Annotated in this window: 24 protein-coding genes, 3 tRNA genes and 1 riboswitch; of the genes, 15 read left to right on the top strand and 12 right to left on the bottom strand. The window is 36.5% G+C overall.

Going from position 1 to position 22,615, the window contains the following annotated elements:
* Positions 1 to 1,371 (bottom strand): DNA recombination protein RmuC, encoded by a 1,371-nt coding sequence (rmuC, locus tag ACSVH5_RS12000; protein WP_438061660.1) that lies wholly within the window; start codon positions 1,369 to 1,371, stop codon positions 1 to 3.
* A 135-nt stretch (positions 1,372 to 1,506) separates the two neighbouring features.
* Here rmuC and ACSVH5_RS11995 point away from each other — a divergent pair, with 135 nt between their 5' ends.
* From ACSVH5_RS11995 to ACSVH5_RS11975, 5 genes are all read left to right on the top strand, one after another.
* Complete coding sequence (locus tag ACSVH5_RS11995; RefSeq protein ID WP_438061659.1) at positions 1,507 to 2,733, top strand: ectonucleotide pyrophosphatase/phosphodiesterase; 1,227 nt, start codon at positions 1,507 to 1,509, stop codon at positions 2,731 to 2,733.
* A gap of 29 nt (positions 2,734 to 2,762) precedes the next feature.
* Positions 2,763 to 3,344, top strand: a complete 582-nt coding sequence (locus tag ACSVH5_RS11990; protein WP_438061658.1) for a pseudouridine synthase — start codon at positions 2,763 to 2,765, stop codon at positions 3,342 to 3,344.
* A gap of 53 nt (positions 3,345 to 3,397) precedes the next feature.
* On the top strand, positions 3,398 to 3,868 hold the full coding sequence (locus ACSVH5_RS11985) for a tRNA (cytidine(34)-2'-O)-methyltransferase (RefSeq protein ID WP_438061657.1): 471 nt from the start codon (positions 3,398 to 3,400) through the stop codon (positions 3,866 to 3,868).
* A gap of 296 nt (positions 3,869 to 4,164) precedes the next feature.
* Entirely contained in the window at positions 4,165 to 5,013 is an 849-nt protein-coding gene (locus tag ACSVH5_RS11980; RefSeq protein ID WP_438061656.1) for a transketolase, read from the top strand.
* A gap of 80 nt (positions 5,014 to 5,093) precedes the next feature.
* Entirely contained in the window at positions 5,094 to 6,047 is a 954-nt protein-coding gene (locus tag ACSVH5_RS11975) for a transketolase family protein (RefSeq protein ID WP_438061655.1), read from the top strand.
* A gap of 236 nt (positions 6,048 to 6,283) precedes the next feature.
* Here the strand turns inward: ACSVH5_RS11975 and ACSVH5_RS11970 are convergent, their stop codons facing one another.
* Complete coding sequence (locus tag ACSVH5_RS11970; protein WP_438061654.1) at positions 6,284 to 7,258, bottom strand: FKBP-type peptidyl-prolyl cis-trans isomerase; 975 nt, start codon at positions 7,256 to 7,258, stop codon at positions 6,284 to 6,286.
* A 78-nt stretch (positions 7,259 to 7,336) separates the two neighbouring features.
* On the opposite strand from ACSVH5_RS11970, the gene ACSVH5_RS11965 reads away from it, so the two are divergent.
* Together ACSVH5_RS11965 and ACSVH5_RS11960 are read left to right on the top strand one after the other, a co-directional pair.
* Positions 7,337 to 7,735, top strand: a complete 399-nt coding sequence (locus tag ACSVH5_RS11965; protein WP_438061653.1) for an RNA-binding S4 domain-containing protein — start codon at positions 7,337 to 7,339, stop codon at positions 7,733 to 7,735.
* A gap of 75 nt (positions 7,736 to 7,810) precedes the next feature.
* Positions 7,811 to 8,311: a phosphoribosyltransferase domain-containing protein gene (locus ACSVH5_RS11960; protein WP_438061652.1), complete on the top strand. Its 501-nt coding sequence runs from the start codon at positions 7,811 to 7,813 to the stop codon at positions 8,309 to 8,311.
* Here ACSVH5_RS11960 and ACSVH5_RS11955 read toward each other — a convergent pair.
* A complete protein-coding gene (locus tag ACSVH5_RS11955) occupies positions 8,303 to 8,821 on the bottom strand; it encodes a shikimate kinase (RefSeq protein ID WP_438061651.1) in 519 nt (172 codons plus the stop codon). The two genes, ACSVH5_RS11960 and ACSVH5_RS11955, sit on opposite strands and share 9 nt — an antisense overlap.
* Positions 8,822 to 8,947: 126 nt before the next feature.
* Here ACSVH5_RS11955 and ACSVH5_RS11950 point away from each other — a divergent pair.
* From ACSVH5_RS11950 to ACSVH5_RS11940, 3 genes are all read left to right on the top strand, one after another.
* Positions 8,948 to 9,020: transfer RNA gene (locus ACSVH5_RS11950), tRNA-Lys, on the top strand.
* A gap of 38 nt (positions 9,021 to 9,058) precedes the next feature.
* A tRNA-Lys gene (locus ACSVH5_RS11945) sits at positions 9,059 to 9,131 on the top strand.
* 42 nt (positions 9,132 to 9,173) lie between these two features.
* Positions 9,174 to 9,256 (top strand) — tRNA-Leu (locus tag ACSVH5_RS11940).
* A gap of 172 nt (positions 9,257 to 9,428) precedes the next feature.
* Here ACSVH5_RS11940 and ACSVH5_RS11935 read toward each other — a convergent pair.
* The 5 genes from ACSVH5_RS11935 to ACSVH5_RS11915 all read right to left on the bottom strand — a co-directional run bounded on the left by ACSVH5_RS11935 (position 9,429) and on the right by ACSVH5_RS11915 (position 11,950).
* On the bottom strand, positions 9,429 to 9,614 hold the full coding sequence (locus ACSVH5_RS11935) for a hypothetical protein (protein ID WP_438061650.1): 186 nt from the start codon (positions 9,612 to 9,614) through the stop codon (positions 9,429 to 9,431).
* An 89-nt stretch (positions 9,615 to 9,703) separates the two neighbouring features.
* Positions 9,704 to 10,240 carry a DUF4252 domain-containing protein gene (locus ACSVH5_RS11930; protein WP_438061649.1) on the bottom strand — a complete coding sequence of 179 codons (537 nt, stop codon included), beginning with the start codon at positions 10,238 to 10,240 and terminating at the stop codon, positions 9,704 to 9,706.
* Between the two features lie 157 nt (positions 10,241 to 10,397).
* Positions 10,398 to 10,925 (bottom strand): DUF4252 domain-containing protein, encoded by a 528-nt coding sequence (locus ACSVH5_RS11925; RefSeq protein ID WP_438061762.1) that lies wholly within the window; start codon positions 10,923 to 10,925, stop codon positions 10,398 to 10,400.
* A gap of 61 nt (positions 10,926 to 10,986) precedes the next feature.
* Positions 10,987 to 11,454, bottom strand: a complete 468-nt coding sequence (locus ACSVH5_RS11920; protein WP_438061648.1) for a hypothetical protein — start codon at positions 11,452 to 11,454, stop codon at positions 10,987 to 10,989.
* A complete protein-coding gene (locus tag ACSVH5_RS11915; RefSeq protein WP_438061647.1) occupies positions 11,441 to 11,950 on the bottom strand; it encodes an RNA polymerase sigma factor in 510 nt (169 codons plus the stop codon). The genes ACSVH5_RS11920 and ACSVH5_RS11915 overlap by 14 nt, the downstream gene beginning before the upstream one ends.
* Before the next feature lie 122 nt (positions 11,951 to 12,072).
* On the opposite strand from ACSVH5_RS11915, the gene ACSVH5_RS11910 reads away from it, so the two are divergent.
* Positions 12,073 to 13,521: a S41 family peptidase gene (locus ACSVH5_RS11910; RefSeq protein WP_438061646.1), complete on the top strand. Its 1,449-nt coding sequence runs from the start codon at positions 12,073 to 12,075 to the stop codon at positions 13,519 to 13,521.
* Between the two features lie 92 nt (positions 13,522 to 13,613).
* On the opposite strand, the gene ACSVH5_RS11905 is transcribed toward ACSVH5_RS11910, so the two are convergent.
* Positions 13,614 to 14,669 carry a YncE family protein gene (locus ACSVH5_RS11905; protein WP_438061645.1) on the bottom strand — a complete coding sequence of 352 codons (1,056 nt, stop codon included), beginning with the start codon at positions 14,667 to 14,669 and terminating at the stop codon, positions 13,614 to 13,616.
* 4 nt (positions 14,670 to 14,673) lie between these two features.
* Positions 14,674 to 16,527 carry a TonB-dependent receptor plug domain-containing protein gene (locus ACSVH5_RS11900; protein WP_438061644.1) on the bottom strand — a complete coding sequence of 618 codons (1,854 nt, stop codon included), beginning with the start codon at positions 16,525 to 16,527 and terminating at the stop codon, positions 14,674 to 14,676.
* Positions 16,528 to 16,559: 32 nt separating this feature from the next.
* A riboswitch (cobalamin riboswitch) is annotated at positions 16,560 to 16,822 on the bottom strand.
* Positions 16,823 to 16,953: 131 nt separating this feature from the next.
* Between ACSVH5_RS11900 and ACSVH5_RS11895 the strand changes: the two genes are divergently transcribed.
* Genes ACSVH5_RS11895 through ACSVH5_RS11885 form a run of 3 tightly spaced genes read left to right on the top strand, consistent with a single transcriptional unit; the run spans position 16,954 to position 19,917 of the window.
* Complete coding sequence (locus ACSVH5_RS11895; protein WP_438061643.1) at positions 16,954 to 18,099, top strand: ABC transporter substrate-binding protein; 1,146 nt, start codon at positions 16,954 to 16,956, stop codon at positions 18,097 to 18,099.
* A gap of 1 nt (position 18,100) precedes the next feature.
* Positions 18,101 to 19,132, top strand: a complete 1,032-nt coding sequence (locus ACSVH5_RS11890; protein WP_438061642.1) for an iron chelate uptake ABC transporter family permease subunit — start codon at positions 18,101 to 18,103, stop codon at positions 19,130 to 19,132.
* Positions 19,132 to 19,917, top strand: coding sequence for an ABC transporter ATP-binding protein (locus ACSVH5_RS11885; RefSeq protein WP_438061641.1), 786 nt, complete (start codon positions 19,132 to 19,134; stop codon positions 19,915 to 19,917). Before ACSVH5_RS11890 ends, ACSVH5_RS11885 begins: the two co-directional genes overlap by 1 nt.
* 559 nt (positions 19,918 to 20,476) lie before the next feature.
* On the opposite strand, the gene ACSVH5_RS11880 is transcribed toward ACSVH5_RS11885, so the two are convergent.
* Both ACSVH5_RS11880 and ACSVH5_RS11875 read right to left on the bottom strand, forming a co-directional pair.
* Positions 20,477 to 20,791: a rhodanese-like domain-containing protein gene (locus tag ACSVH5_RS11880; RefSeq protein WP_438061640.1), complete on the bottom strand. Its 315-nt coding sequence runs from the start codon at positions 20,789 to 20,791 to the stop codon at positions 20,477 to 20,479.
* 1 nt (position 20,792) lies between these two features.
* Entirely contained in the window at positions 20,793 to 21,086 is a 294-nt protein-coding gene (locus tag ACSVH5_RS11875) for a rhodanese-like domain-containing protein (protein WP_438061639.1), read from the bottom strand.
* Between the two features lie 380 nt (positions 21,087 to 21,466).
* Between ACSVH5_RS11875 and tgt the strand changes: the two genes are divergently transcribed.
* On the top strand, positions 21,467 to 22,597 hold the full coding sequence (tgt, locus tag ACSVH5_RS11870; RefSeq protein ID WP_438061638.1) for a tRNA guanosine(34) transglycosylase Tgt: 1,131 nt from the start codon (positions 21,467 to 21,469) through the stop codon (positions 22,595 to 22,597).
* The last annotated feature ends 18 nt before the right edge of the window (positions 22,598 to 22,615 follow it).

Raw genomic sequence — 22,615 nt, 5'->3', positions numbered from 1 at the left:
TTAATTTAGTAAGTTAGTATCGTCAGTTTCAGCTCTTTTCAATACATTTTCGGGTAAGGCTTTTTTGGCTTTGGCGCCCATCTTTTTTAATTTTTCTACACTTACAATCAAGTTGCCTTTGCCTTCAAAAAGCTTGCCCATAGCCGCTCCGTATTCCACTTTGCTTTCGTCAATTTTCTTACCAACTTTGATCAAATCGGCTACAAAGCCTTCAAATTTGTCGTATAAAGCCCCTGCTTGACGAGCGATTTCTACTGCATTTTCTTGTTGTTTTTGATTCGTCCACATGCTGTCAATAGTGCGTAGCGTGGCCAAAAGGGTGGAAGGGGTAACGATTACAATATTTTTCTCAAAAGCTTTGTTGTACAAGTTTGTATCCTCATTTAGTGCTATGGCAAATGCGGGTTCTATCGGAATAAAAAGCAACACAAAGTCAGGACTTTCCATTTGATACAAATCATGGTAGTTTTTCTCACCCAATTGATCCACATGGCGTTTTATGGAGAAAACATGTTCTTTCAATAAGGAAGCTTTAAGGGAATCGTCTTCTTCGTTGGTGTATTTTTCGTAGGCCGTTAACGAAACTTTCGAGTCGACAATCATTTTTTTGCCATCCGGTAAATTGATCACTACATCTGGAATCACGCGATTCCCAGCTTCGGTAATGTGACTTTGTTGTACTTCATATTCGCGTCCTTTTTCTAAACCCGATTTTTCGAGTACGCGTTCCAATACCAGCTCACCCCAATTGCCTTGCATTTTACTATCACCTTTAAGGGCTTTGGTCAAATTGAGCGTTTCTTTACTCATTTGTAAATTCATTTCTTTAAGCCCCAAAATTTGCTGACGCAGCGCCGCATGATAGTCTATGCTCTCTTTGTGGGTATCTTCGATTTTTTTCTCGAATAACTGAATTTTATCTTGAAGCGGACTCAAGATAGTTTTCATGTTTTCTTTGTTTTGCTCGGTGAATTTATTCGATTTTTCGTCTAGAATTTTGTTGGCCAAATTTTCAAATTCTTTAGTGAATTTTTCCTGAAGCGCTGCTACCTCATTTTTCTGTTCTTTATGACGCTCCAATAAATTATCAAAATCTACTTCTTTTTTAGAGAGTTGAATGGCCAAACTGTCTTTTTCATTTCGGATAGCTTCTTTTTCTTGAAGACTAGTTTGCAATTGTTTTTCGAAGGCAGTTTTATCCAGTACAGCTTGTTCTTTTTGTTGTTGCAACAAAAGTTGGGCAGCATGCATCTTTTCTTCTAAGCTAATTTTTTGTGACTCGAATCGAGTAGAAAATAGCAGTTTCCCAATAAAAAAACCAAGACCAAGTGCGAGGATGAATACGACTATAAAGGAAAATAATTCGGGCATAAATAGTTTTTTTGGTGAAGAGTAAAAGTATTGTTTTTATAATGAAAAGGCAATAAAAAACAGCAATAGAACAAGTTGGATTAAAAACTCACTTCAGAAAAATTACGACTTCCACTTTTAGATTACAAATCCTCAATGGCAAATTGTATCTTTGTTGATCAAAACAACAGTATGCAAAAAATAGCAGTAGCGTTTTTCCTATTCTTGGTAGTAGGTATGACAGCGCAAAATGACAAAAAGCCCTATGTCATCTTGGTTTCTTTAGATGGTTTTCGTTGGGATTACCCGCAGCTTTTTGAAACTCCTAATTTGGATGGGATAGCCCAAAAAGGAGTAAAAGCCCAATTCCTGCAGCCTAGTTATCCCACCAAAACGTTCCCGAATCACTATTCCATTGCAACTGGTTTGTACCCGGACCATCATGGGATTGTTAATAATGCCTTTTTTGACCCCAAAACGAAACAACAGTTTACCTTGAGAACAGCTGCAAAAAAAGATCCTCAATTTTATGGTGGCACACCCATTTGGTATCTCGCCGAACAGCAAGGGGTAAAAGCCGCTTGTTTTTATTGGCCGGGGTCAGATACAGGTGCTATGAGTCCGAGTACTTTTAAAGAATATGATGCTACAGTAAGTTACGAAACGCGTATTGCAACCGTGTTACATTGGTTGCAATTGCCTGAAGCCGAACGTCCTCATTTGATCACTCTTTATTTTGATCAACCGGATACAACCGGACATGATTTTGGTCCATTGTCGGAAGAAAATAGAGAAATGGTGGTTCAAATGGATGCTATCATTGGTCAATTAGAGCAACAATTGGCCAAACTACCTATTGCAGACGAAATAAATTTGATAATCGTTTCAGATCATGGCATGGCGCCAATTAATAACGATAAGAAAATAGCTATTTTGGACTATTTACAGCCAGAATGGTATGGCTATGCAGCAGTAATCAATCCAATTATGAGTATTGAAGCCAAAACTGGGTATAAAGATACCATAGCAAAAGCTTTAAAAAAAGTACCTCATATCAAATGGTATCCTTCTTCAAAAGTCCCAAAACGATTGCATTTTGGTACCAATCCGAGAGCTCTTGATTTTGTGGTTGAAGCAGAGACAGGCTATAGTTTGGTCAACAAACCCGATCAAAAAATCAGTGGAGGCACCCATGGCTACGATACTAAAAATAAAGACATGCAAGCTATTTTTTATGCCAAAGGACCTAATTTTGTCAAAGGTAAAGTTGTCAAATCTTTTCAAAACGTAAGTGTGTATCCCTTGATTGCTCATATTTTAGGGCTTAAAGTAGGTACTATAGATGGTGATTTCAAAGAAGTTAAAAAGCTACTCAAAAACTAAAATTATCTTGCCAAATTATAGTAAGACCCATGCATCGTCATTTTCTACTACATAAACCTTATGGTTATTTAAGTCAATTTATTTACGTACTCAAACGCAAAAAACGATTGTTGGGCGAATTGTATGATTTCCCACAAGGTACCATGGCTATCGGTCGATTAGACGAAGATTCAGAAGGCTTACTACTCTTGACTACCGATGGAAAAGTCAGCGAACATATTAGAAGCCAAAAAGTTGCCAAGGAATATTATGTTCAAGTAGATGGGATCATTACCCCCGAAGCTATTGAGCAAATAAAGAAGGGAGTTGAAATTGGTTTCAATGGAACCAAATATACAACCAAACCTTGCGAGGCCTTTATGGTGAACGAAATCCCCGATTTTGGTCCAAGAGGAAAAAAAATAAGAGACGAACGACATGGTCCCACATCATGGGCATCGATTACGGTCAAGGAAGGCAAATTCCGTCAGGTGCGCAAAATGACGGCAGCAGTCGGATTTCCTACCTTGCGTTTGGTTCGTGTGCGTGTTGGAAATGTGCAGTTAAATCATTTACAAGCAGGAGAAGTTCTTGAAGTAAAGGGTTTTGAAATCCCAAATCCAGAATCCTAAATTCCAAATTCCAAATCCTAAAATCCAGAATCTCAAATCCTTAATTTTTAGACATGTTAAATATCGTTCTTGTAGAACCCGAAATTCCAAATAACACAGGGAACATTGGTCGCTTATGTGTAGGTACCGAAAGTCGTTTGCATTTGATACATCCTTTTGGTTTTGTAATTAATGACAAAAATCTCAAACGTTCTGGACTGGATTATTGGGTGCATCTCGATGTAACCGAATATCAAAATGTAGCCGAATGGTTCAAAGTGGTGCCAGATCCTTCAAGAGTTTTTTTGATGAGTTCGCATGCGGAGCATTCTTATCTGAATATCGAATTTCAAGACGAAGATTGGTTGGTTTTTGGTAAAGAAAGTGTGGGCTTGAGCCAAGAAGTATTGGATTTGTTCGCCAAAGAAAATCAATTAAAAATCCCTATGTCGCCTCTAATTCGCAGTTTTAATATTGCCAATTCTGTTGCTTTTGTGGTGGGGGAGGCGAGAAGACAGCTTTCGGTGGGCAAATTTATCGGGTAGTTTACAGTTGTGAAGGTTGGTTTTTTATGGTAAGTAGCTTTTAGTCAATGATTTATTATCGATGCTATTTTGAATTTTGAATTAGCTATGCCAAGGGATTCTTGGTTATACACAGCAGCAATAATCACATACTATTCGCTTTTAGACTGGCTTCTCGCTAGTCTTTTTTTGTTGTTATGCCTGGTACTAATGCATTCTAAAAATCCACTTATCATTCTCATGAAATTGCTTGTAAAATCATTGGTCTTACGGAAAATAAAATTTACTTTTGCAGCAGTTTAACTTTTACACACAAAATGAAGCCTAACACACAACAATTAAACGATTTAACTATCCAAGTTAGAAGAGATATTCTTCGTATGGTACACGCTGTTAATTCAGGACACCCAGGAGGTTCCTTAGGATGTACAGAATTTTTGGTTACTCTTTATCAATACCTAATGGATCGCAAAGAAGGATTTGATATGGACGGTATTGGAGAAGATGTATTCTTTTTATCCAACGGTCACATTTCACCTGTATTTTATAGCGTATTAGCTAGAAGTGGTTATTTTCCAGTAGCTGAGCTTGCTACCTTTAGACTATTGAACTCTCGTTTGCAAGGACATCCAACTACACATGAAGGACTTCCTGGTGTTCGTATGGCCTCTGGATCGTTAGGACAAGGTTTATCTGTTGCTTTGGGCGCTGCTCAAGCGAAAAAATTAAATGGAGATGCTCATATCGTTTATACATTGCATGGTGACGGCGAATTGCAAGAAGGTCAAAACTGGGAAGCCATTATGTATGCTTCTGCTAAAAACGTAGACAACTTAATTGCTACGATTGACGTTAACGGAAAACAGATTGACGGTACTACTGATGAGGTATTGAACATGGGAAGCTTGAAAGCTAAATTCGAAGCTTTTGATTGGGAGGTTCTTGAAATCAAAGAAGGAAACAACATCGAAGCGATTATTGCTGGTATGACTGAGGCTAAAGCTAAAACTGGTAAAGGAAAACCTGTTTGTGTATTATTGTATACCGAAATGGGGAACGGGGTTGATTTCATGATGCACACCCATGCATGGCACGGAAAAGCTCCAAACGATGCTCAATTAGCAACCGGATTAGCTCAAAATAGTTCAACTTTAGCAGATTACTAGAATTAAGATAACAGATTAAAGATTTCTGACTTCAGATGACTAATCTTTTAATTTTTTAATCTTTCAATTAAAATCAAATAATGAAAAAATATACAAATACAGGAAGTAAAGATACTCGTTCAGGTTTTGGAGCGGGAATGACAGAATTGGGTCAAAAGAACGAAAATGTTGTAGCCCTTTGTGCCGATTTAATTGGGTCATTAAAATTTGATGATTTCAAAAAAAATCACCCAGAGCGTTTCTTCCAAATCGGAATTGCAGAAGCTAATATGATTGGGATTGCAGCGGGTTTAACTATTGGAGGTAAAATTCCATTTACAGGAACATTTGCTAACTTTTCTACTGGACGTGTTTACGATCAAATTCGTCAATCGGTAGCTTATTCTGATAAAAATGTAAAAATTTGTGCATCACACGCAGGTTTAACTCTTGGCGAAGATGGAGCTACACACCAAATTCTAGAAGATATCGGTTTGATGAAAATGTTACCAGGTATGACGGTAATCAATACTTGCGATTACAATCAAACCAAAGCAGCTACGATTGCTTTAGCAGAGCATCATGGCCCTGCTTACTTGCGTTTTGGACGCCCAGTAGTGCCTAACTTTATGCCAGCAGACGAACCATTCGTAATTGGAAAAGCTATTGTATTGAACGAAGGAACAGATGTTACAATTGTTGCAACAGGGCACTTAGTTTGGGAAGCCTTACTAGCTGCAGAAGCTTTGGAAACCAAAGGAATTTCAGCAGAAGTAATCAACATTCACACCATCAAACCTTTGGATGAAGAAGCTATTTTGAAATCGATTGCCAAAACCAAATGTGTGGTAACTGCAGAAGAGCATAACATTCTTGGTGGTTTAGGTGAAAGCGTTTCTAGAGTTTTAGCTTTAAACACTCCAGCACCACAAGAATTTGTAGCCGTAAATGATAGTTTTGGAGAATCAGGAACGCCAGAACAATTGATGGAAAAATACCAATTGAATCACCAAGCAATTGAAGCTGCAGTTGAGCGCGTGTTGGCTAGAAAATAATATTCAGTAATTTTATATTTATCCCGTCAAGTCCAACTTGGCGGGATTTTTTATACCTAAAAGTCAAGTAAAATCGCTACCTCTAAATACTATTGAAACCCAATCAATAACTAAAATTGTATCAAAGCGTATTTTTGAATAACACCTAAGAAGACAAATCTAGAACCATAAAAGTTAAGTCCAAAAAAAACCGTTCTTAAAAAAGAACGGTTTCATTTATAAATCTTTAGTAGACACTAATTATAACATTTTGGATCCAAATGTCTTTTCTTTCCATTACCTCCAGTACACAAAGGAATATCAGCAAAATCATAGTATTTAACCACACCATTAGCATCTTTGTAAGAACGCTCTAATTTGGTGGTGTAATTATCGCCATCATCATCTACATCAAAACAATTAGGAATATCATCGCCATCGGTATCATCTGGATTGGTCGTAGGTTTGGTTGGATACAAAGTAGTATTGGTAAAAATGTAGATATAACCATCTCCATCTAAATCTTCTAAATAGGAAGGAATACCATCTCCATCTTGGTCGTTGCGTTGAATCTCATAAGCTTTAATATTAAAAATAAGCGGCGAATAAGCGGGAATACTCCCTTGTGCGCTATTAAAATACCCCAATCCAGAAGGAATGAAAACAACACCAGCACCAAAATCTTTGTAAGAAACTGTACCATCTGGATTAGAAGTATAGGTTCCTGTTTTTAATTTAGGCATCATCTCAGAAAACCCTACTCGTAAACCAGCATTAGGTAAAAGAACAAAACTATTTCTTTCAAATTCGGTTACTGTAAGTGTAGTTACTTCATCTTTAGTTACTTGCTGCAAATAATCTCCCTTGTATGCTACGAAATAATTATCCACATTAGTTGGTGAGTCTCCAACTCCTTCGTTTAAAATCAAATAATACAACTTATACTTTAATCCATGTAAATTTACCTCTCTGAATTTAAGGGGGTAAGTTGTTTGCTCCCAAATAGACTTTTGAGTGCCACCTGCAGGGATTTTGGTAATTTTAATATCGAAGTCTGCGGTAACTTCTTCAATATAAAACGTTTTCAAATATTCTTCAATGTCTTTAATATCAGTGTCGTATTGTACACTAAATTCTCTTGGTGGCGTGATCTCTTCCTCTTTGTCTTTGGAACATGAAAATAATGCCAAAGATAGCATTGATAAAATAAAATAAAACTTAATTTTGTTCATTAGTACTGCTTTTTGAGTGCGCAAGATACAATTTAGATTGATTTTGATAAACTATTTAACTTTGAATTTTGAAAATTTATGCGAATAGATAAATATTTATGGTGTGTTCGTTATTATAAAACCAGAAATATGGTTACCGAGGCTTGTAAAAAAAACCAAATAACCGTAAATGGTCAAGTAGCCAAAGCATCGAAAGAAGTTTTTCCTACTGACAAGATTACTTTTCGCAAAGATCAAATTACCCAAATCATAACAATATTAGATATTCCCGAAAATCGTGTTGGTGCAAAATTAGTTGATAGGTATCGCCGTAATGATACGCCTCCTGAAGTGTACCAGCACCTTGAATTGCTTAAACTGTCTAAAGAACATTATCGAAAAAATGGAACCGGACGCCCCACTAAAAAAGACCGTCGTGACATTGATGAATTTGGTAATGTCATTATAGAAGATGAAGAAACGGATTCCCTTTTGTAATCAGGAAAATTGTTAAGAAATTCATTATTTCCATCAAACCTAAACCATCTTTTTGTACTTTTTAAAATAAAAACCATGAGCCAAAATATCATTTTAACCCATCAAGAAATAGAACACAAAATCAAGCGAATTGCTTACCAAATCTATGAAACTTTTGTAGATGAAGAAGAAATTGTACTCGCTGGTATCACCAAAAATGGCTTTGTGTTTGCGCAAAAAATTGCTGCTGCTTTGGCTTTGATTGCTCCCATTAAAGTTTCGCTATGCGAAGTCGAACTCAACAAACACCAACCCGATTTGGCAATCCGTACTTCATTGGCGAAAGAAAACTATACCGATAAAGGCCTAGTTCTAGTGGATGATGTATTGAATTCAGGAACAACACTTATCTATGCTGTATGTCATTTTTTAGAGGTACCTTTGAAAAAATTCAAAACAGCAGTACTTATTGATAGAAACCACAAAAAATATCCTGTAAAAGCTGATTTCAAAGGGATTTCATTATCTACTTCCTTGTTTGAACATGTTCAAGTAGTTTTTGAAGACTCAGGCAACAATTATGCGTATTTAAGCTAATAACGTTGCAATGCTTTCTACTGTTGCTGTTATTGTTTTATCGTCAACAGCTATTTTATGCTGGGCTTGATTGTAATAATAACTTCTGTCAAACAAATGTTTGGCGATGAATTCTTGTAATTCGGCATCGTTTAAATCGGCAATTAAAGGACGTTTGCTTTTGTTTCTAGACAATCTTTCGAACAAAGTAGCCACTGAAGCTTTTAAATAAATAGAAATTACATCGGGTCGTTGCAACAATTCATGATTATTGGCATAACAAGGAGTTCCTCCGCCAAGGCCAAGGATTATGGTTTCTTCTTGCTCTAAAAGGGATACAAAAGCCTGGTGTTCGAGCTTACGAAAATAGACTTCTCCGTGTTTTTCAAAGAGTTCTTTTATTGTTAAATGGGTTGTTTTTTCAATATATTGATCTAGATCTATAAAAGGTATGGATGTTTTTTCAGACAGTTTATGGGCTATGGTTGACTTACCGCAACCCATATATCCTAATAAAATAATTTTTTTCATAGTAATAAAACCTTACTAATTAAGGTATTGTAGCTTTTTGATTAAAAAAGGCAAATTTATAATAAAATTGCTTTGAAACTTGAAAAAAAAGTACGTATATTTGCACCCGCATTCAAGAAACGAATTGACTCGATAGCTCAGTCGGTAGAGCACATCACTTTTAATGATGGGGTCCTGGGTTCGAGCCCCAGTCGGGTCACAATTACTGTGAACTACGCATTAGTTTCTTGAATGATTGACTCGATAGCTCAGTCGGTAGAGCACATCACTTTTAATGATGGGGTCCTGGGTTCGAGCCCCAGTCGGGTCACAAAGGTTGTTCGTCAATGCGAATGACCTTTTTTTATTTGAAGGCCATGTGGAGAAACGGTAGACTCGCCATCTTGAGGGGGTGGTGCTCGCAAGGGCGTGAGGGTTCAAATCCCTCCATGGTCACAAAAAAACATTGAATATCAATTGTTGCATTGATTTTGATTGGTATTAGTTAACCATTTTTAAAAACACTCTATTTTTAGGGTGTTTTTTTTTGCCTTCTATATTTTACTTACAATCGACAGATTTTTAAACAAAAAAACCGTTTTAAGAGTTAATCCTAAAACGGTTTTTTTTAACCATGAGCATGCTTACGTGCACTCTTTTCGCCTGTTATTTTCTTGGCTTGTCCTGGTGGAATTTTTTTTACCTTAACCACTTTAGTAGGATGATAAACGTGGTGTACTGTACAATTTTGCAAACTACTACTAAATCCTATTAAAAAAACAAGACCAGCAATTTTCCATTTTTTAGTATTCATCATTTGGGGATTTAAAAAAAGGCTAAAATAAAACCAATTTTAGGAACAAACACATCATTTTTTAAAATTTAACTGAGATTTTCTTTTTTTTATTTCTTCAACAATTCTTGCAAAGGCTTCAACTGATCCAAATCAATTTTAGATTGTTGCATAACAGACATCATATTCATAATATGGGTAGGATTCATGTCTTTACCTAATACGCGAACTACTGCAAAACCCGTTTCTTTTTGGTTGGCAAATAAAACAAATTCTTCGATATGCTCATCGGTTCCCACAAAACTTACCGAAGCACCTTCTTTGCCAGAACCAATTTTCATAAGTTGTTGGTACTTTGGATTTTTCAAGATTCCGTTCAATTTGGTGCGCTCAGTTTCGAACTCAGCCGTATTATTTGGATTGCGTTTAAAAGCCAAAATATTTATTTTTTCAAAAGACTGCAAAGCTTTTTGCTGCTCTAAAGAGAGTTTCGTTTTATCCACATTCAAAATCGAAGAAGAAATATCAAACGCTATAAAATTTTTATTTTCTGTATTTTCTACAAAATATTTTTGCAAACTCGGTTCTGAGTTACAACTACTCAACCACAGGCATAGGAAAATAGCCAATCCAACTATTGCTTTCATTTTTTCTAACTTTTTAAATTAATTGCGTTCCATTTTGAATGGTCTTAACTCTAGTTTACTCCAATTCTTTTAGTTCTTTTTTTTACTATTTAAGATTCAGAATAGGAGCTAATTACTATGTACTAATTACTAATCACTAAAGACTAGTAACTAAGCGCTACTTTTTCCCTTTGGTAGCTTTTTTCAAATCGTCTCCGCCAGGAAAACGCATTTTATCGGTCAATACCGAGATTTCATTCAAATCAAAATCGCCTGTTAAGGACATCAAGACACTGTCTTCGCCTTTTCCGCCATCGATAAACATCAATAGCTCTCTGATTTGTGTGTCTTTGGCTCCTGATTTTACTAAAATTTTAATGCTTCGACCATTATCGTTTACACGCATAAGTTCTTCTAGGTTAGCCGTTTTCATATAACGTTCAGCAGTGGCTTTCATTTCGGCTTCAACACGTGCACTTTTGGTAGTAAATACTTTTAAATTATCTAGTTTTTTGATTAAATGATAGTATTGTTGCATCTCTTTATCAGAGGCATCTACTTTGACTTTACTCATCATTTCGAACATTTTTTTATTGACAATAACCGAAGTGACATCGTCTTGACCATCAAATTTATCGAAGGCACCTTGTGCAAAAAAGGGGTTAGCAACTAGTAAAAAGACTAAAGCTAAAAATACTTTTTTCATTTCCATACTTAAACGAATTGTGCTGTTGTTTATAACTGTTGATTTCATGTTGTTTTTTGATTTACTGATTAAAAACTTTTCCTTTTGATTCATTGTATTCTTGAATGACCTGCACACTTCCTATGCCGGTGTTTACGTGACCTGATAACAAGGCTAGTGCTTTTTGAGTTTCTTTAAATGCTTCCTCGGGAGAATCATAAGTCCCCAATTCGTTGGTAGCTACACTAGTTTTGGTTTCATTGGTGGTGTAAACATACATTCCAATTCCGAGCAAAATAACAACCGAAGCCGCTAAAGACCACCAAACGGGTTTTGATGTAGCCTGCTTTTGAGTAGGGAATTCTAGTAATTCTTTAGGGTTTATTTGTTCTTTTGCTAAAGAGAAATAACCAAATAGTGGTTTGTATTGCTCTAAATGCTGCGCAACATTCGATGAAGAAAAATAATTCGTCAACTCTTTTTCCTCGGCAATACTAGTTTCTCCTTGAAAGTATTTTTCTAGAAGCGTTTCTATTTTATACAGTTCCATAACGGTGTGTTTTTAACATATGCTCTCTAATGGTTTTTCTTGCTCTAGAGAGTGCCACGCGAATGGCGGTTTCATTCATTTCTAATAATTTGGCGATTTCTTCAAACTCATAGTGTTCTACTTCTCTAAGCTGAATAATCATTCTTTGTTGTTCTGGCAATTGATCAATTATTTTAGCCACCCAATGCAAACTATCGTTGTCTTCCACTTTTTGCTGCAAGCTTGGTTCTCGATCCGTGTAATTGTTGTGTACAATTCTCAAATTGCTAGAACGTTTTGCTTTCAACTGATCCAAACAATGATTCTTAGTCATGGTCATGGCCAAGGCTTCAACGCTGGCATAACCGGACAAACTTTCATTTTTATTCCACAACTTTACCAAAATATCTTGCGTGGCATCTTCCGCCTCCTCGGTACTTACGAGTAATCGTTTGGCCAATCGAAAGACCTTGTCTTTGAAAGGAGCAATCAGTTGTACAAACTCATTTTGGTTCATTCTAAGGGTTGTTTCTAGCGGTTCCTATAAGCAAGACGAACGACAATTATTTTTGTTACAAACAATAAAAAAATAGTTTTAAAGTTAGTATTTTTACGAAAACTATTTACTATAACCAAAAAATGAAAACAAACTACAAAATTGTATTGCTATTATTTATAAGCCTTTTCCTTTTACAGAGCTGCCAAAAAGATGAGGATGATATTGCTGCACCAAAATCTTTAGAGATTCAGAACTTTATTTGGAAAGGAATGAATCAATATTATTTATGGCAAAGTGATGTTCCCAATTTGGCCGATGATAAATTCAAAAATCAAACGGAATTAAATGCCTTTCTGAAAAGCTACAGCACTCCTGAAAGTTTGTTTGAAGCCTTGAGAGTAGACAAAACCATCGATCGTTTTAGCTGGATTGTGGATGACTATGTTGCGTTGGAGCAATCCTTTCAAGGTACTACCAAAAACGACGGCGTTGATTTTGGATTGAGTTTCAAACCCGGAAGTACTACCGAAATTTTTGGTTATGTGCGATACATTATTCCTGGCTCTGATGCAGCAACCAAAGCCATCAAACGAGGAGATATGTTTACAGGAGTTAATGGAACCCAATTAACCGCCAGCAATTATCAAACATTATTATTGAATGCCGAAAGTTACACCTTGAATTTAGCCGATTATAATGGAACTACCATCGTGAGTAACGGAAAAACAGTGGCTTTAACCAAAACTGTTTTGAATGAAAATCCAATTTTTATCAATAAAGTTATCGATGCAGGAGGAAAAAAAATAGGATATTTGATGTACAACGGATTTTTTGCCAATTATGACACCCAACTCAACGAGGCTTTTGCGAGTTTAAAGTCACAAGGCATCACCGATTTGGTGTTGGATTTGCGCTATAATGGCGGAGGCTCCGTACAAACCGCGACGCGATTGGCGAGTATGATTACGGGTCAATTCACAGGAAAAGTATTTGCAAAACAACAATGGAACGAAAAAATTGAGGCTTATTTTAGCACCAACAATCCAGATGCCCTCAAAAACTTTTTTACTGATAAAATTGGAAGTACTCCAATCAATAGTTTGAATTTGACCAAAGTCTATATCATTACTTCAAAAAGCACAGCTTCTGCTAGTGAATTGGTGATCAATGGATTGAAGCCTTTTATCAATGTCATTCAAATTGGAGATGCCACAACAGGTAAAAATGTAGGTTCGATTACTTTGTATGATTCTCCAACGTTTCAAAAAGAAAATGTAAACCCTTCTCACAAATATGCTATGCAACCCTTGGTACTCAAAATTGTAAACGCTGATGGCTTTGGCGACTACCAAAGTGGATTAACGCCAACTTTCCAACAAGCTGAAACTATCAGTACTTTTGGTGTTTTAGGCGATGTTAACGAACCTTTATTAAAATTAGCGATCGGAAAAATTACAGGTACAGCAAAAGGAACACCTACTACCAAAGGCAAAACATTTGAATATTTCAAAGATGCCAAATCCATCAAAGGCTTTAGAAATGACATGTATCTAGAAACGATTCCTGAGGGGTTATTGCAATCGTTGTAAAAAAAAAATAAGGCAAATAATAAGCTCTTCTCTCAAAAAAAAAGGCGTTTTCACTAAATGAAAACGCCTTTTTTAGGTATTAGAATTAGCTCCTAATTATTAAAATAGATTCCATTTGGTCCAATTCCTACAGTTAATTCTTTTTGTAAAGCTCCAGTTAAAGAGTACACATAAGCCTTACTATTCGAAGCGAAATCCCCTCCATCGGCAATGTAAATTTTATCATTGTCAACCGCAAAACCATACATCACTCCATATTGAGAAGTAGAGGTGTAGTTAAAAATAGGTTTATCCGAAGGCTGTGTAGCCGTAATATCCATACTATATACTCCTGTATCTTTTGTGAAATAGATTTTAGAACCATAAATGTCCAAATTTTCTGCAGCTGTCAAAGCTGTTGGGAACACCACTTCAGTAACCGACTTATCCGATAATTTCACTTTCACAATTTTGCTTGCACTTCCGTAAGGTGAAGCTAACACATACAAAATACCGTTTTTTACTTCCATAGTATTGGCGCTTGATCCAACAGTTATTGGTGTTTCTAATGCCTTAGTAATTGTATTTACTACCAAAACTTTGTCGTTATTGTAGGGTTCGGTGATGTATAATTTATCACCATCCAAAACAATACGATTGGCGGTAGCATTCAAATTTATTTTGGATTCTACTTTGTAGGTAGTCAAATCAATTACAGCCACATAGTCATCGGTATTTCCTGTAGTAGGATTTACATACGAATAGGTATTCGCATTGGTCACATAGGCTTTACCATTTTTTACAACCCCATACCTTGGCGCCACTAAGTCTGTTTCAATTTTGGCAACAACTTTGAAAGTATATCGATTGACAACGGTTATTACATTAGAGCCACTTGCAATAATAAAGGCCTTATCGCCATCAAAAAAAATGGATTGCAAATATTTACCCAAAAACTCTCCTGGGTTTTCTGCTCGAAACACATCTTGCTTGAAAGTTGTCAAATCATCTCCTAAAAACGATACCGAACCGCCAGAAGAATTGCCCTCATTTAAAATAAACACACCATTATCATAATTCCCTTTGGATACATCCTCGATGTCATCGTTACTACACGACGCCAAAAAGGCAAAAGTAAAGGCTACTAACAACACTCTAGTTAACTTCATTATATTAAAATTTAAAGATTAGATACAGATTAAAATTTCGTCCAGGCATGATACGATTCTCCACACTCACATATTTTTCATTCCAAAGATTCAGTGCTTGAACTCCTATTTTTATTGGGTTTTTTTTGAAAAACTCATAATCCACGCCCAAATTTGAAACCCAATAGGAAGGAATAATAGTGTTAGGATCATTATCGGATTGGGTATAAACAAAACCATTAAACAGGAACTGATAATTAGCGTTCCATTTTTTGTAATTGTAAGCCAAAGAAGCCGTTGCTTTGTGATAAGGGACAAAAAACAATTGCTTTTGCGTGGCCTCATTTTTAGAAATGGTGTAGGCATAAGTACTGTTAATTAGCCATATACTATTTCCAAATTGTTGTTGCCAAGCCAATACCGTTTCTATTCCATAAGCGACGGCACGATCCGTATTTTGAGGAGACCAAATGCCATTATTACCAGGAACCCAACGCAACAAATCTTTAATTTTATTGTAATAGGCCGTTTGCGTCAAGCTGAAATTTTTATAAGTAAAGACATTGGCCAGTTCGCCTTGGTAAGCACTTTCGGGTTTTAAATTGGGGTTACCACCTTCTTCCCAATACAAATCGTTAAAAGTAGGGATTCTAAAATTTCGTGATACATTGGCTTTCAACTGGTACCATTTTGCCAGACGAAGGGCTGTACCATAAGAAAAAAGGAATGGCGATTGGTAATTGTTGGTAAATTCTTTTCGAATTCCCAATTCATTTTGCCATGCAGTTGACACCTCGTGTTTCAGCAAAAAAGCCCAGCTGGTAATATCGCGATGGCGATTACTAAAACCAGATCCTTTACCCTTGGTTGTATTGTGTTCCAAAATCGTATTCAACAACAAAGTTGGAGTCGCCTGAAAACTAACATCTGCTTTGGTAATCCAAGTATTCGTATGTCCAAAAGTATATTGATTGTTAGTGTTATCAGGATAATACTGATAGCCTTCGGTGAGGTAAGCCATCTTACCATTCATCGTCCATTGGTCAAAAACACCATTATACTCCAACAAATTCCGACTAAATTCATTCTTGTATTTTGTTCTAGATTCTGAGGGTGAGAGCAAAGAAACATTCCTATCAGTATTCGAAGACTGACTGTATGCTTTTAGTAGTTGCTTATCAGCGATTTTAAAACCAATAGCTGCATTGAACCCAATCACTTCATATTCTCCGTTTTCATTAAAACGCTGATTGCCTTTCCAATCAAAACGATCAAGATATGGATAATCGTTATCTGAATAGGTTCTTGAAAAACCAATTTGGGCCGACCATTTTGTTTTGGAAAAATGGCTGTTATAATGTATGCCCTGCGTATTGAAACTTCCGTAATCCAGACGTAATTGATTTGAAAAAGAACGATCAAATTGCAAGTCATTGTTCAAATGCACGGTACCACCAATAGCCCCACTGCCATAAATAACACTTCCTCCACCTCCTTTAACTGCAATCGAATTATAATCCGTTCCTGAGACAGTATTAAAATCGGTACTCCCATTCATCTGAGAATTGATGTTGATACCGTTCCAAATCACCGCAGTTTGCGATGCAGTAGTTCCCCTGAAAGCCACCGTCGAAAGCATACCACGACCGTATTCTTTAAAATACAAAACCGAATTGTAATTGAGGACATTGGTCAACAACGCACTATTTTTAGACAAAACAGCATCGTTCAAACTCAGAATGGTTTGAGAACTAGAGAATTTACGCAGTTTAGTGTCCGAAACAATTACTTCTTTGAGCGGAGTAATGGTATCATGCTGACTAAAAATCAGTTGACTGAACAGCAAGCAAAAACAAAGAAAAGATTTAATATATATCATAATTTCCTGAACCTTTTTTCCCGAAAGTTCGTTATTGATTAAGAAAAAAGGCAGGTCTCCTGGCTTGCGTCTTGTTGTTGACCTTCCCATTCCAAGGTAGAAGTTAGAAGTTGGTGGTTAGAAGTTATACTTCTAATTTTAAATTTCTAATTTCCCACTTTGAAACAGTGGTTGTGTAGATAACAACAAGCTTGATAGCTTACAGTTGCGGGTACAGCTTAGGTTTTTAACCTAATTCCCTTTTCATGCGTTTCCTAAAAAAAAGTAAAACGCAACCTTTATTCGGGTGCAAATATAGCCTTTATAAAATAAATTCAAGGATGGATTGACAAATTTATTCAAATGTAGACTTAGAACATTGTCCTCACTTTTTTAAACACAAAAGTCGATTTTTGAATTACCTTTGCTTCCATTCAAACAACAATCATGAAGAACAAACTCTTATTATTGGTGCTTTTTAGTCTGTTATTTGCTTTGGGTTCCTGCAAAAAAACAACGCAACTCCCTTCCAAAGCCAATTCAGTAGCAACAAATGAAAGGATTCAATATGCATCATGTCTTTCAATCCTTACACAAAAAGGTTATACTGTAGTTACCATAAAAAACCCTTGGCCAAAGGCTCAGCATCATTTTAAGTATGTATTGCAAGAAAAAAATGGAAATATTCCAGATAGCCTTCAAAATTATCCGATTATTCCAGTTCCATTACAAAGTATCGTAGTAACATCAACTACTAATGTTCCTTTTTTAGAAATGTTAGGTGTTGAAAAAAAGCTATTGGGTTTTCCTCATACGGATTATATTTCCTCAAAAAAAACGCGACAGTTAATCGATCAAGGCAAGGTTAAAAATGTAGGACAAAACGAAACTTTAAATACCGAACTATTGATTGATTTGAACCCTGATTTGATTGTAGCTTTTGGAATTGACAATTCAAATCCCACAATTGATAATTTACAAAAAAGTGGCTTAAAGGTACTCATTCAAGCCGATTGGATGGAACAAACGCCACTAGGAAAAGCAGAATGGATCAAACTCTATGGCGCTTTGTTTGGTAAGGAAAAAGAAGCAGCTGCTCAATTCCAATACATCGAAAAAAGTTACCAGGAAACCTTACAGTTAGTGGCTTCAAAAAAAGAAAACCCCACTGTTCTTTATGGGTCCATGTACCAAGATCAATGGTTTGTAGCCAAAGGAGAAAGCTGGGTGGCACAATTTTTAAAAGATGCCCAAACCCATTATCTATGGAAGGATACCAACGGAACGGGAAGCTTGGCTTTGCCATTTGAAAAAGTATTAGAAAAAGCGCAAAAAGCCCAATTTTGGATTGCTACGGGATCTTTTCACAGTTTAGCAGAAATGAAGCAAGCCAACCCTCATTATTCTCAATTTGAGGCTTTTAAAACCAAAAACATCTATACTTTTGAATCCAAAATTGGACCCAAAGGAGGCAATATTTACTATGAAGTATCCACCAGTCGACCTGATTTGGTTTTGAAAGATTATATTAAAATATTTCATCCCGAATTACTTCCGAAGTATCTATTTACCTTTGCCGATAAATTACAATAAATTGAAGTTTCCTTATAAACATAGTATTCTTTTTACAATCTTAAGTATCGGATTGGTTGGGCTTTTTGTACTCAACATATGTTATGGTGCTATCGCTATTCCTGTAAAAGAAGTGGTGAAAAGTCTGCTAGGTCAATCTGCTTCCAAAGACACTTGGGAATACATTATCCTAAATTATCGTTTGCCCAAAGCCATTACCGCTGTATTGGTAGGAATGGGGCTATCGATGAGCGGCCTGTTGATGCAAACGCTGTTTAGAAATCCAATGGCAGGCCCCTACGTATTAGGACTGAGTTCTGGTGCGAGTTTGGGGGTGGCTTTCGTGATTTTGGGTGCTGGTTTTTTACCTTCTTTTTTAAGTCCTCTTTTACTTTCCAATTATGGTGTCGTTTTAGCTTCAACCCTAGGAAGTAGTAGTGTTTTATTACTGGTACTCATCGTATCCCAAAGGTTGCGAGACACGATGGCGATACTCATAATTGGCTTGATGTTTGGCAGTTTTACCTCGGCCATAGTGGGAACATTGACCTATTTTAGTACAGCGGAACAATTGCAAAAATTCACCTTCTGGTCGCTGGGAAACTTAGGAAATTTATCTTGGGAATCGGTGTGGATTTTGAGTCTGTGTGTCGGCATTGGATTAACCCTAAGTGCCTTTAGTATTAAACCGCTTAACGCTTTGCTTTTGGGTGAAAATTACGCCAAGAGTATGGGACTCCACTACAACAAAGCGCGATTGATTATTATTATAGCTACTAGTATTCTAGCCGGAAGCATTACTGCTTTTGCTGGCCCCATTGCTTTTGTGGGATTAGCTGTCCCACATATCGCCAAATTGACCTTTCAAACCAGCAATCATCGCATTTTATTTTGGAGTACACTCCTTTTAGGCGCAGGTATTATGTTGGTTTGCGATATAGTTACACAAGTCCCCGGCACCGAAGTGAGTCTACCCATTAATGCGGTGACTTCTATCTTAGGAGCTCCTGTGGTAATTTGGCTATTGGTTAGAAAACAAAAAATGATGGGCTAATGGAAAATAAAATTATCCTTCAAACCCAATCGATAAGTATTGGATATCAAAACAAAAAAGGTAACACTTTTGTTGCTAAAGCCGTTTCTATAGCGCTAAAAAAAGGAAAATTAACGGCTTTGATTGGTGCTAATGGCATTGGAAAATCAACACTTTTAAAAACCATTACTGGAATTCAAAAACCTCTTGAGGGTGATGTACAATTACACGGTAAAAATATAGCAGCCTACAGTATTTCCGATTTGTCACTAGAAATGAGCTTGGTTTTGACCGAAAAATTACCTCCTAGTAATTTAACTGTGTATGAATTGGTGGCGTTAGGACGTCAGCCTTATACCAATTGGTTGGGAACTTTGACCCAAGAAGATAAAAATCAAGTTGAAAAAGCGTTGTCGCTTACTCAAATCAGTCATTTGGCCGATAAAAAGCATTATCAAATCAGTGATGGGCAATTGCAAAAAGTACTCATTGCACGCGCCTTAGCCCAAGACACGCCTTTGATTATTTTGGATGAACCCACAACGCACTTGGATTTGCTACACAAAGTGTCGCTATTGAAATTACTCAAAAAGCTCACTCACGAAACGGGAAAATGTATTCTTTTCTCCACGCACGATATTGATATGGCGATTCAATTGAGTGACGAAATGATTATAATGACTCCAGAAATCGTTGTGCAAGATGAACCTTGCAATTTGATTGCGAAAGGAAATTTCAATACACTTTTCAAAGACGAACATATTGTTTTTGACCCTGAAAAAGGGAAGTTTGTGATTAGTGATTAACACAAAACTTGAAATAAAACATATAAGTCATTGAAGTTTTTATGAATTGGTATGCTTATTTTGAACCATAATAAGGCAAATAAGGACATAGAAGTTATTTTTGAATACGCTTCTAAAAATTTAACCGCAAAGATCGCAAAGATTTACGCAAAGGGCGCAAAAAATTAAAAAATATAAGTCAAAACAGTTTTTTGAATTGGGCTATTTATTTTGAACCATTTAAGGCAAATAATGACATAGAAGTATCCATCTGTGAAAATCTGTGGAATTTGTGTCTAAAAATTTAACCGCAAAGATCGCAAAGATTTACGCAAGGGGCGCAAAAAATTAAAACATATAAGTCAAAACAGTTTTTTGAATTGGGCTATTTATTTTGAACCATTTAAGGCAAATAATGACATAGAAGTATCCATCTGTGAAAATCTGTGGAATTTGTGTCTAAAAATTTAACCGCAAAGATCGCAAAGATTTACGCAAGGGGCGCAAAAACAACTAAATAACTTCGTGTTGCTTCGTGCCTTCTTCGTGCTGCTTTGTGGTAAAAAATTAACGGCTAAGTTTACAATTTGCTTTTTAAGTTATGCCAACCTCCACCATTGTAAACTTTGGTATAGCCACTGGCTTTTAAGATGCTTTTGGCAGAAGCACTTCGCATACCTGAGGCACAGCAAGTAATAATGATTTGGTTTTTATTTTTCAATTGATCTAAATTTTGTTGTAACTCATTAACTGGAATATTGAGAGCACCTTGAATATGCCCTCCACGGAATTCTCCATTGCTGCGTACATCAACGATTAGAGCACCTTGTTGAAGTAAGGATTTATAGTTTATGGCTGGAACTAGACCCAAAAGGCGTTGTAAGAAAGGTATCATTTTAATCGATTTTGTTTTGTAAGGATTGATAAAAATTCACATTCAACCAAGAACCGCCATTCAGACACTCTATTCCTTGTTGTGAAAGATACGACTCTGCCTGACCACTGCGTCCACCAGAAGCACAACATAAAATTAGTGGAGTAGCTAAAGTTTTGATTTCCTCTAGGCGTTCTGGGATTTCATTTAGTGGAATATTGATAGACGTAGCAACATGCCCGCCCATAAATTCCTCTCGGGTTCTTACATCTACAATGGTGCCGTGGTTTTCTTTAATGAAATGTTCTAGTGTCATAAGTATTCAATTTTGTTTTTGTTTGAGTAGGGCAAAAGTAAAGGTACAAAATGGGTTTTTGAGTAACAATTGTTACACAATTAAATAATTTTTGGATTCTCGTAGGGATAGATCTAGACCTGTTTCAATATTATATGTATTGATAATATGTTGTAGTTTATGTGTAGGGTTTCTACAGATGCGTAAGGGATGGAAGCGGCATCCTCTTGTGGCGGGGTTCGACCCAAGAGATATAGTGTACAGCCCGACAGCACCGTAGCTTGCGGAGGTGGTGATACGCCCAAAAGATAGCATTGTTAAATAAAATCGTAAATCCTAATTCGTAAATCTGAAATAAATTATCTTTGCCGTCCCGAACGGTCGGGAGAAAAACGAGAGAGATGAAATTTGATTTATTACAAAAAGATACACAGTCTAAAGCAAGAGCGGGTAGTATTACTACCGATCACGGGGTAATTGAAACCCCTATTTTTATGCCTGTGGGAACTGCAGGAACGGTAAAAGGAGTGCATCAACGCGAATTGGCAGACGATATTAATCCGGATATTATTTTAGGAAACACCTATCATTTATACCTGCGTCCGCAAACCGATATTTTGGAAAAAGCGGGTGGTTTGCATAAATTCATCAATTGGGAACGTCCTATTTTGACAGATTCTGGAGGATATCAAGTCTATTCTTTGTCTGCCAACCGAAAAATTAAAGAAGAAGGGGTCAAGTTCAAGTCACATATTGATGGGTCGTATCATATTTTTACCCCTGAAAATGTAATGGAGATTCAGCGTACTATTGGAGCAGATATTATCATGGCTTTTGATGAATGTACGCCTTACCCTTGTGATTATCGCTACGCACAACGTTCCATGCACATGACGCACCGTTGGTTGGATCGTTGTATCAAGCATTTGGAAAAAGTGCCTTATAAATATGGATTTGAGCAGTCGTTTTTCCCTATTGTACAAGGAAGTACGTATAAGGATTTACGCCGCCAATCCGCAGAATACATTGCCAATGCGGGACAACAAGGTAATGCTATCGGTGGACTTTCAGTAGGAGAGCCTGCAGAAGAAATGTATGCGATGACCGAAGTGGTATGCGAAATCTTGCCCGAAGACAAACCGAGATATTTGATGGGGGTGGGAACACCAATTAATATTTTGGAAAACATTGCTTTAGGAATCGATATGTTCGATTGTGTGATGCCTACTCGTAACGCTAGAAACGGAATGTTGTTTACCGCCAATGGGTCTATCAATATTAAAAATAAAAAGTGGGAATCCGATTTTTCTCCAATTGATGAAATGGGAATTACTTATGTAGATACTTTTTATACTAAAGCTTACTTACGCCATTTGTTTGCTTCGAATGAAATGCTTGGAAAGCAAATTGCTACGATTCATAATTTAGGATTCTATATGTGGTTGGTTCGTGAGGCAAGAAAACATATCTTAGCGGGCGATTTTAGACCTTGGAAAGAAATGATGGTCAAAAACATGAGCCAGAGATTATAAAAAAAATAGGAAGTTAGA

The sequence above is a fragment of the Flavobacterium sp. RSSA_27 genome, from assembly GCF_051547125.1.
GTDB lineage: Bacteria > Bacteroidota > Bacteroidia > Flavobacteriales > Flavobacteriaceae > Flavobacterium.
The sequence above is the reverse complement of the archived record's forward strand: the minus strand, read 5'-3'. Positions and strand labels throughout refer to the sequence as shown.

Bases quoted from the DNA above. Each gene is read 5' to 3' on its own strand.
- rmuC (WP_438061660.1), bottom strand. From the start codon at position 1,371: ATGCCCGAATTATTTTCCTTTATAGTCGTATTCATCCTCGCACTTGGT.
- ACSVH5_RS11995 (WP_438061659.1), top strand. From the start codon at position 1,507: ATGGCAAATTGTATCTTTGTTGATCAAAACAACAGTATGCAAAAAATA.
- ACSVH5_RS11990 (WP_438061658.1), top strand. From the start codon at position 2,763: ATGCATCGTCATTTTCTACTACATAAACCTTATGGTTATTTAAGTCAA.
- ACSVH5_RS11985 (WP_438061657.1), top strand. From the start codon at position 3,398: ATGTTAAATATCGTTCTTGTAGAACCCGAAATTCCAAATAACACAGGG.
- ACSVH5_RS11980 (WP_438061656.1), top strand. From the start codon at position 4,165: ATGAAGCCTAACACACAACAATTAAACGATTTAACTATCCAAGTTAGA.
- ACSVH5_RS11975 (WP_438061655.1), top strand. From the start codon at position 5,094: ATGAAAAAATATACAAATACAGGAAGTAAAGATACTCGTTCAGGTTTT.
- ACSVH5_RS11970 (WP_438061654.1), bottom strand. From the start codon at position 7,258: ATGAACAAAATTAAGTTTTATTTTATTTTATCAATGCTATCTTTGGCA.
- ACSVH5_RS11965 (WP_438061653.1), top strand. From the start codon at position 7,337: ATGCGAATAGATAAATATTTATGGTGTGTTCGTTATTATAAAACCAGA.
- ACSVH5_RS11960 (WP_438061652.1), top strand. From the start codon at position 7,811: ATGAGCCAAAATATCATTTTAACCCATCAAGAAATAGAACACAAAATC.
- ACSVH5_RS11955 (WP_438061651.1), bottom strand. From the start codon at position 8,821: ATGAAAAAAATTATTTTATTAGGATATATGGGTTGCGGTAAGTCAACC.
- ACSVH5_RS11935 (WP_438061650.1), bottom strand. From the start codon at position 9,614: ATGAATACTAAAAAATGGAAAATTGCTGGTCTTGTTTTTTTAATAGGA.
- ACSVH5_RS11930 (WP_438061649.1), bottom strand. From the start codon at position 10,240: ATGAAAGCAATAGTTGGATTGGCTATTTTCCTATGCCTGTGGTTGAGT.
- ACSVH5_RS11925 (WP_438061762.1), bottom strand. From the start codon at position 10,925: ATGAAAAAAGTATTTTTAGCTTTAGTCTTTTTACTAGTTGCTAACCCC.
- ACSVH5_RS11920 (WP_438061648.1), bottom strand. From the start codon at position 11,454: ATGGAACTGTATAAAATAGAAACGCTTCTAGAAAAATACTTTCAAGGA.
- ACSVH5_RS11915 (WP_438061647.1), bottom strand. From the start codon at position 11,950: ATGAACCAAAATGAGTTTGTACAACTGATTGCTCCTTTCAAAGACAAG.
- ACSVH5_RS11910 (WP_438061646.1), top strand. From the start codon at position 12,073: ATGAAAACAAACTACAAAATTGTATTGCTATTATTTATAAGCCTTTTC.
- ACSVH5_RS11905 (WP_438061645.1), bottom strand. From the start codon at position 14,669: ATGAAGTTAACTAGAGTGTTGTTAGTAGCCTTTACTTTTGCCTTTTTG.
- ACSVH5_RS11900 (WP_438061644.1), bottom strand. From the start codon at position 16,527: ATGATATATATTAAATCTTTTCTTTGTTTTTGCTTGCTGTTCAGTCAA.
- ACSVH5_RS11895 (WP_438061643.1), top strand. From the start codon at position 16,954: ATGAAGAACAAACTCTTATTATTGGTGCTTTTTAGTCTGTTATTTGCT.
- ACSVH5_RS11885 (WP_438061641.1), top strand. From the start codon at position 19,132: ATGGAAAATAAAATTATCCTTCAAACCCAATCGATAAGTATTGGATAT.
- ACSVH5_RS11880 (WP_438061640.1), bottom strand. From the start codon at position 20,791: ATGATACCTTTCTTACAACGCCTTTTGGGTCTAGTTCCAGCCATAAAC.
- ACSVH5_RS11875 (WP_438061639.1), bottom strand. From the start codon at position 21,086: ATGACACTAGAACATTTCATTAAAGAAAACCACGGCACCATTGTAGAT.
- tgt (WP_438061638.1), top strand. From the start codon at position 21,467: ATGAAATTTGATTTATTACAAAAAGATACACAGTCTAAAGCAAGAGCG.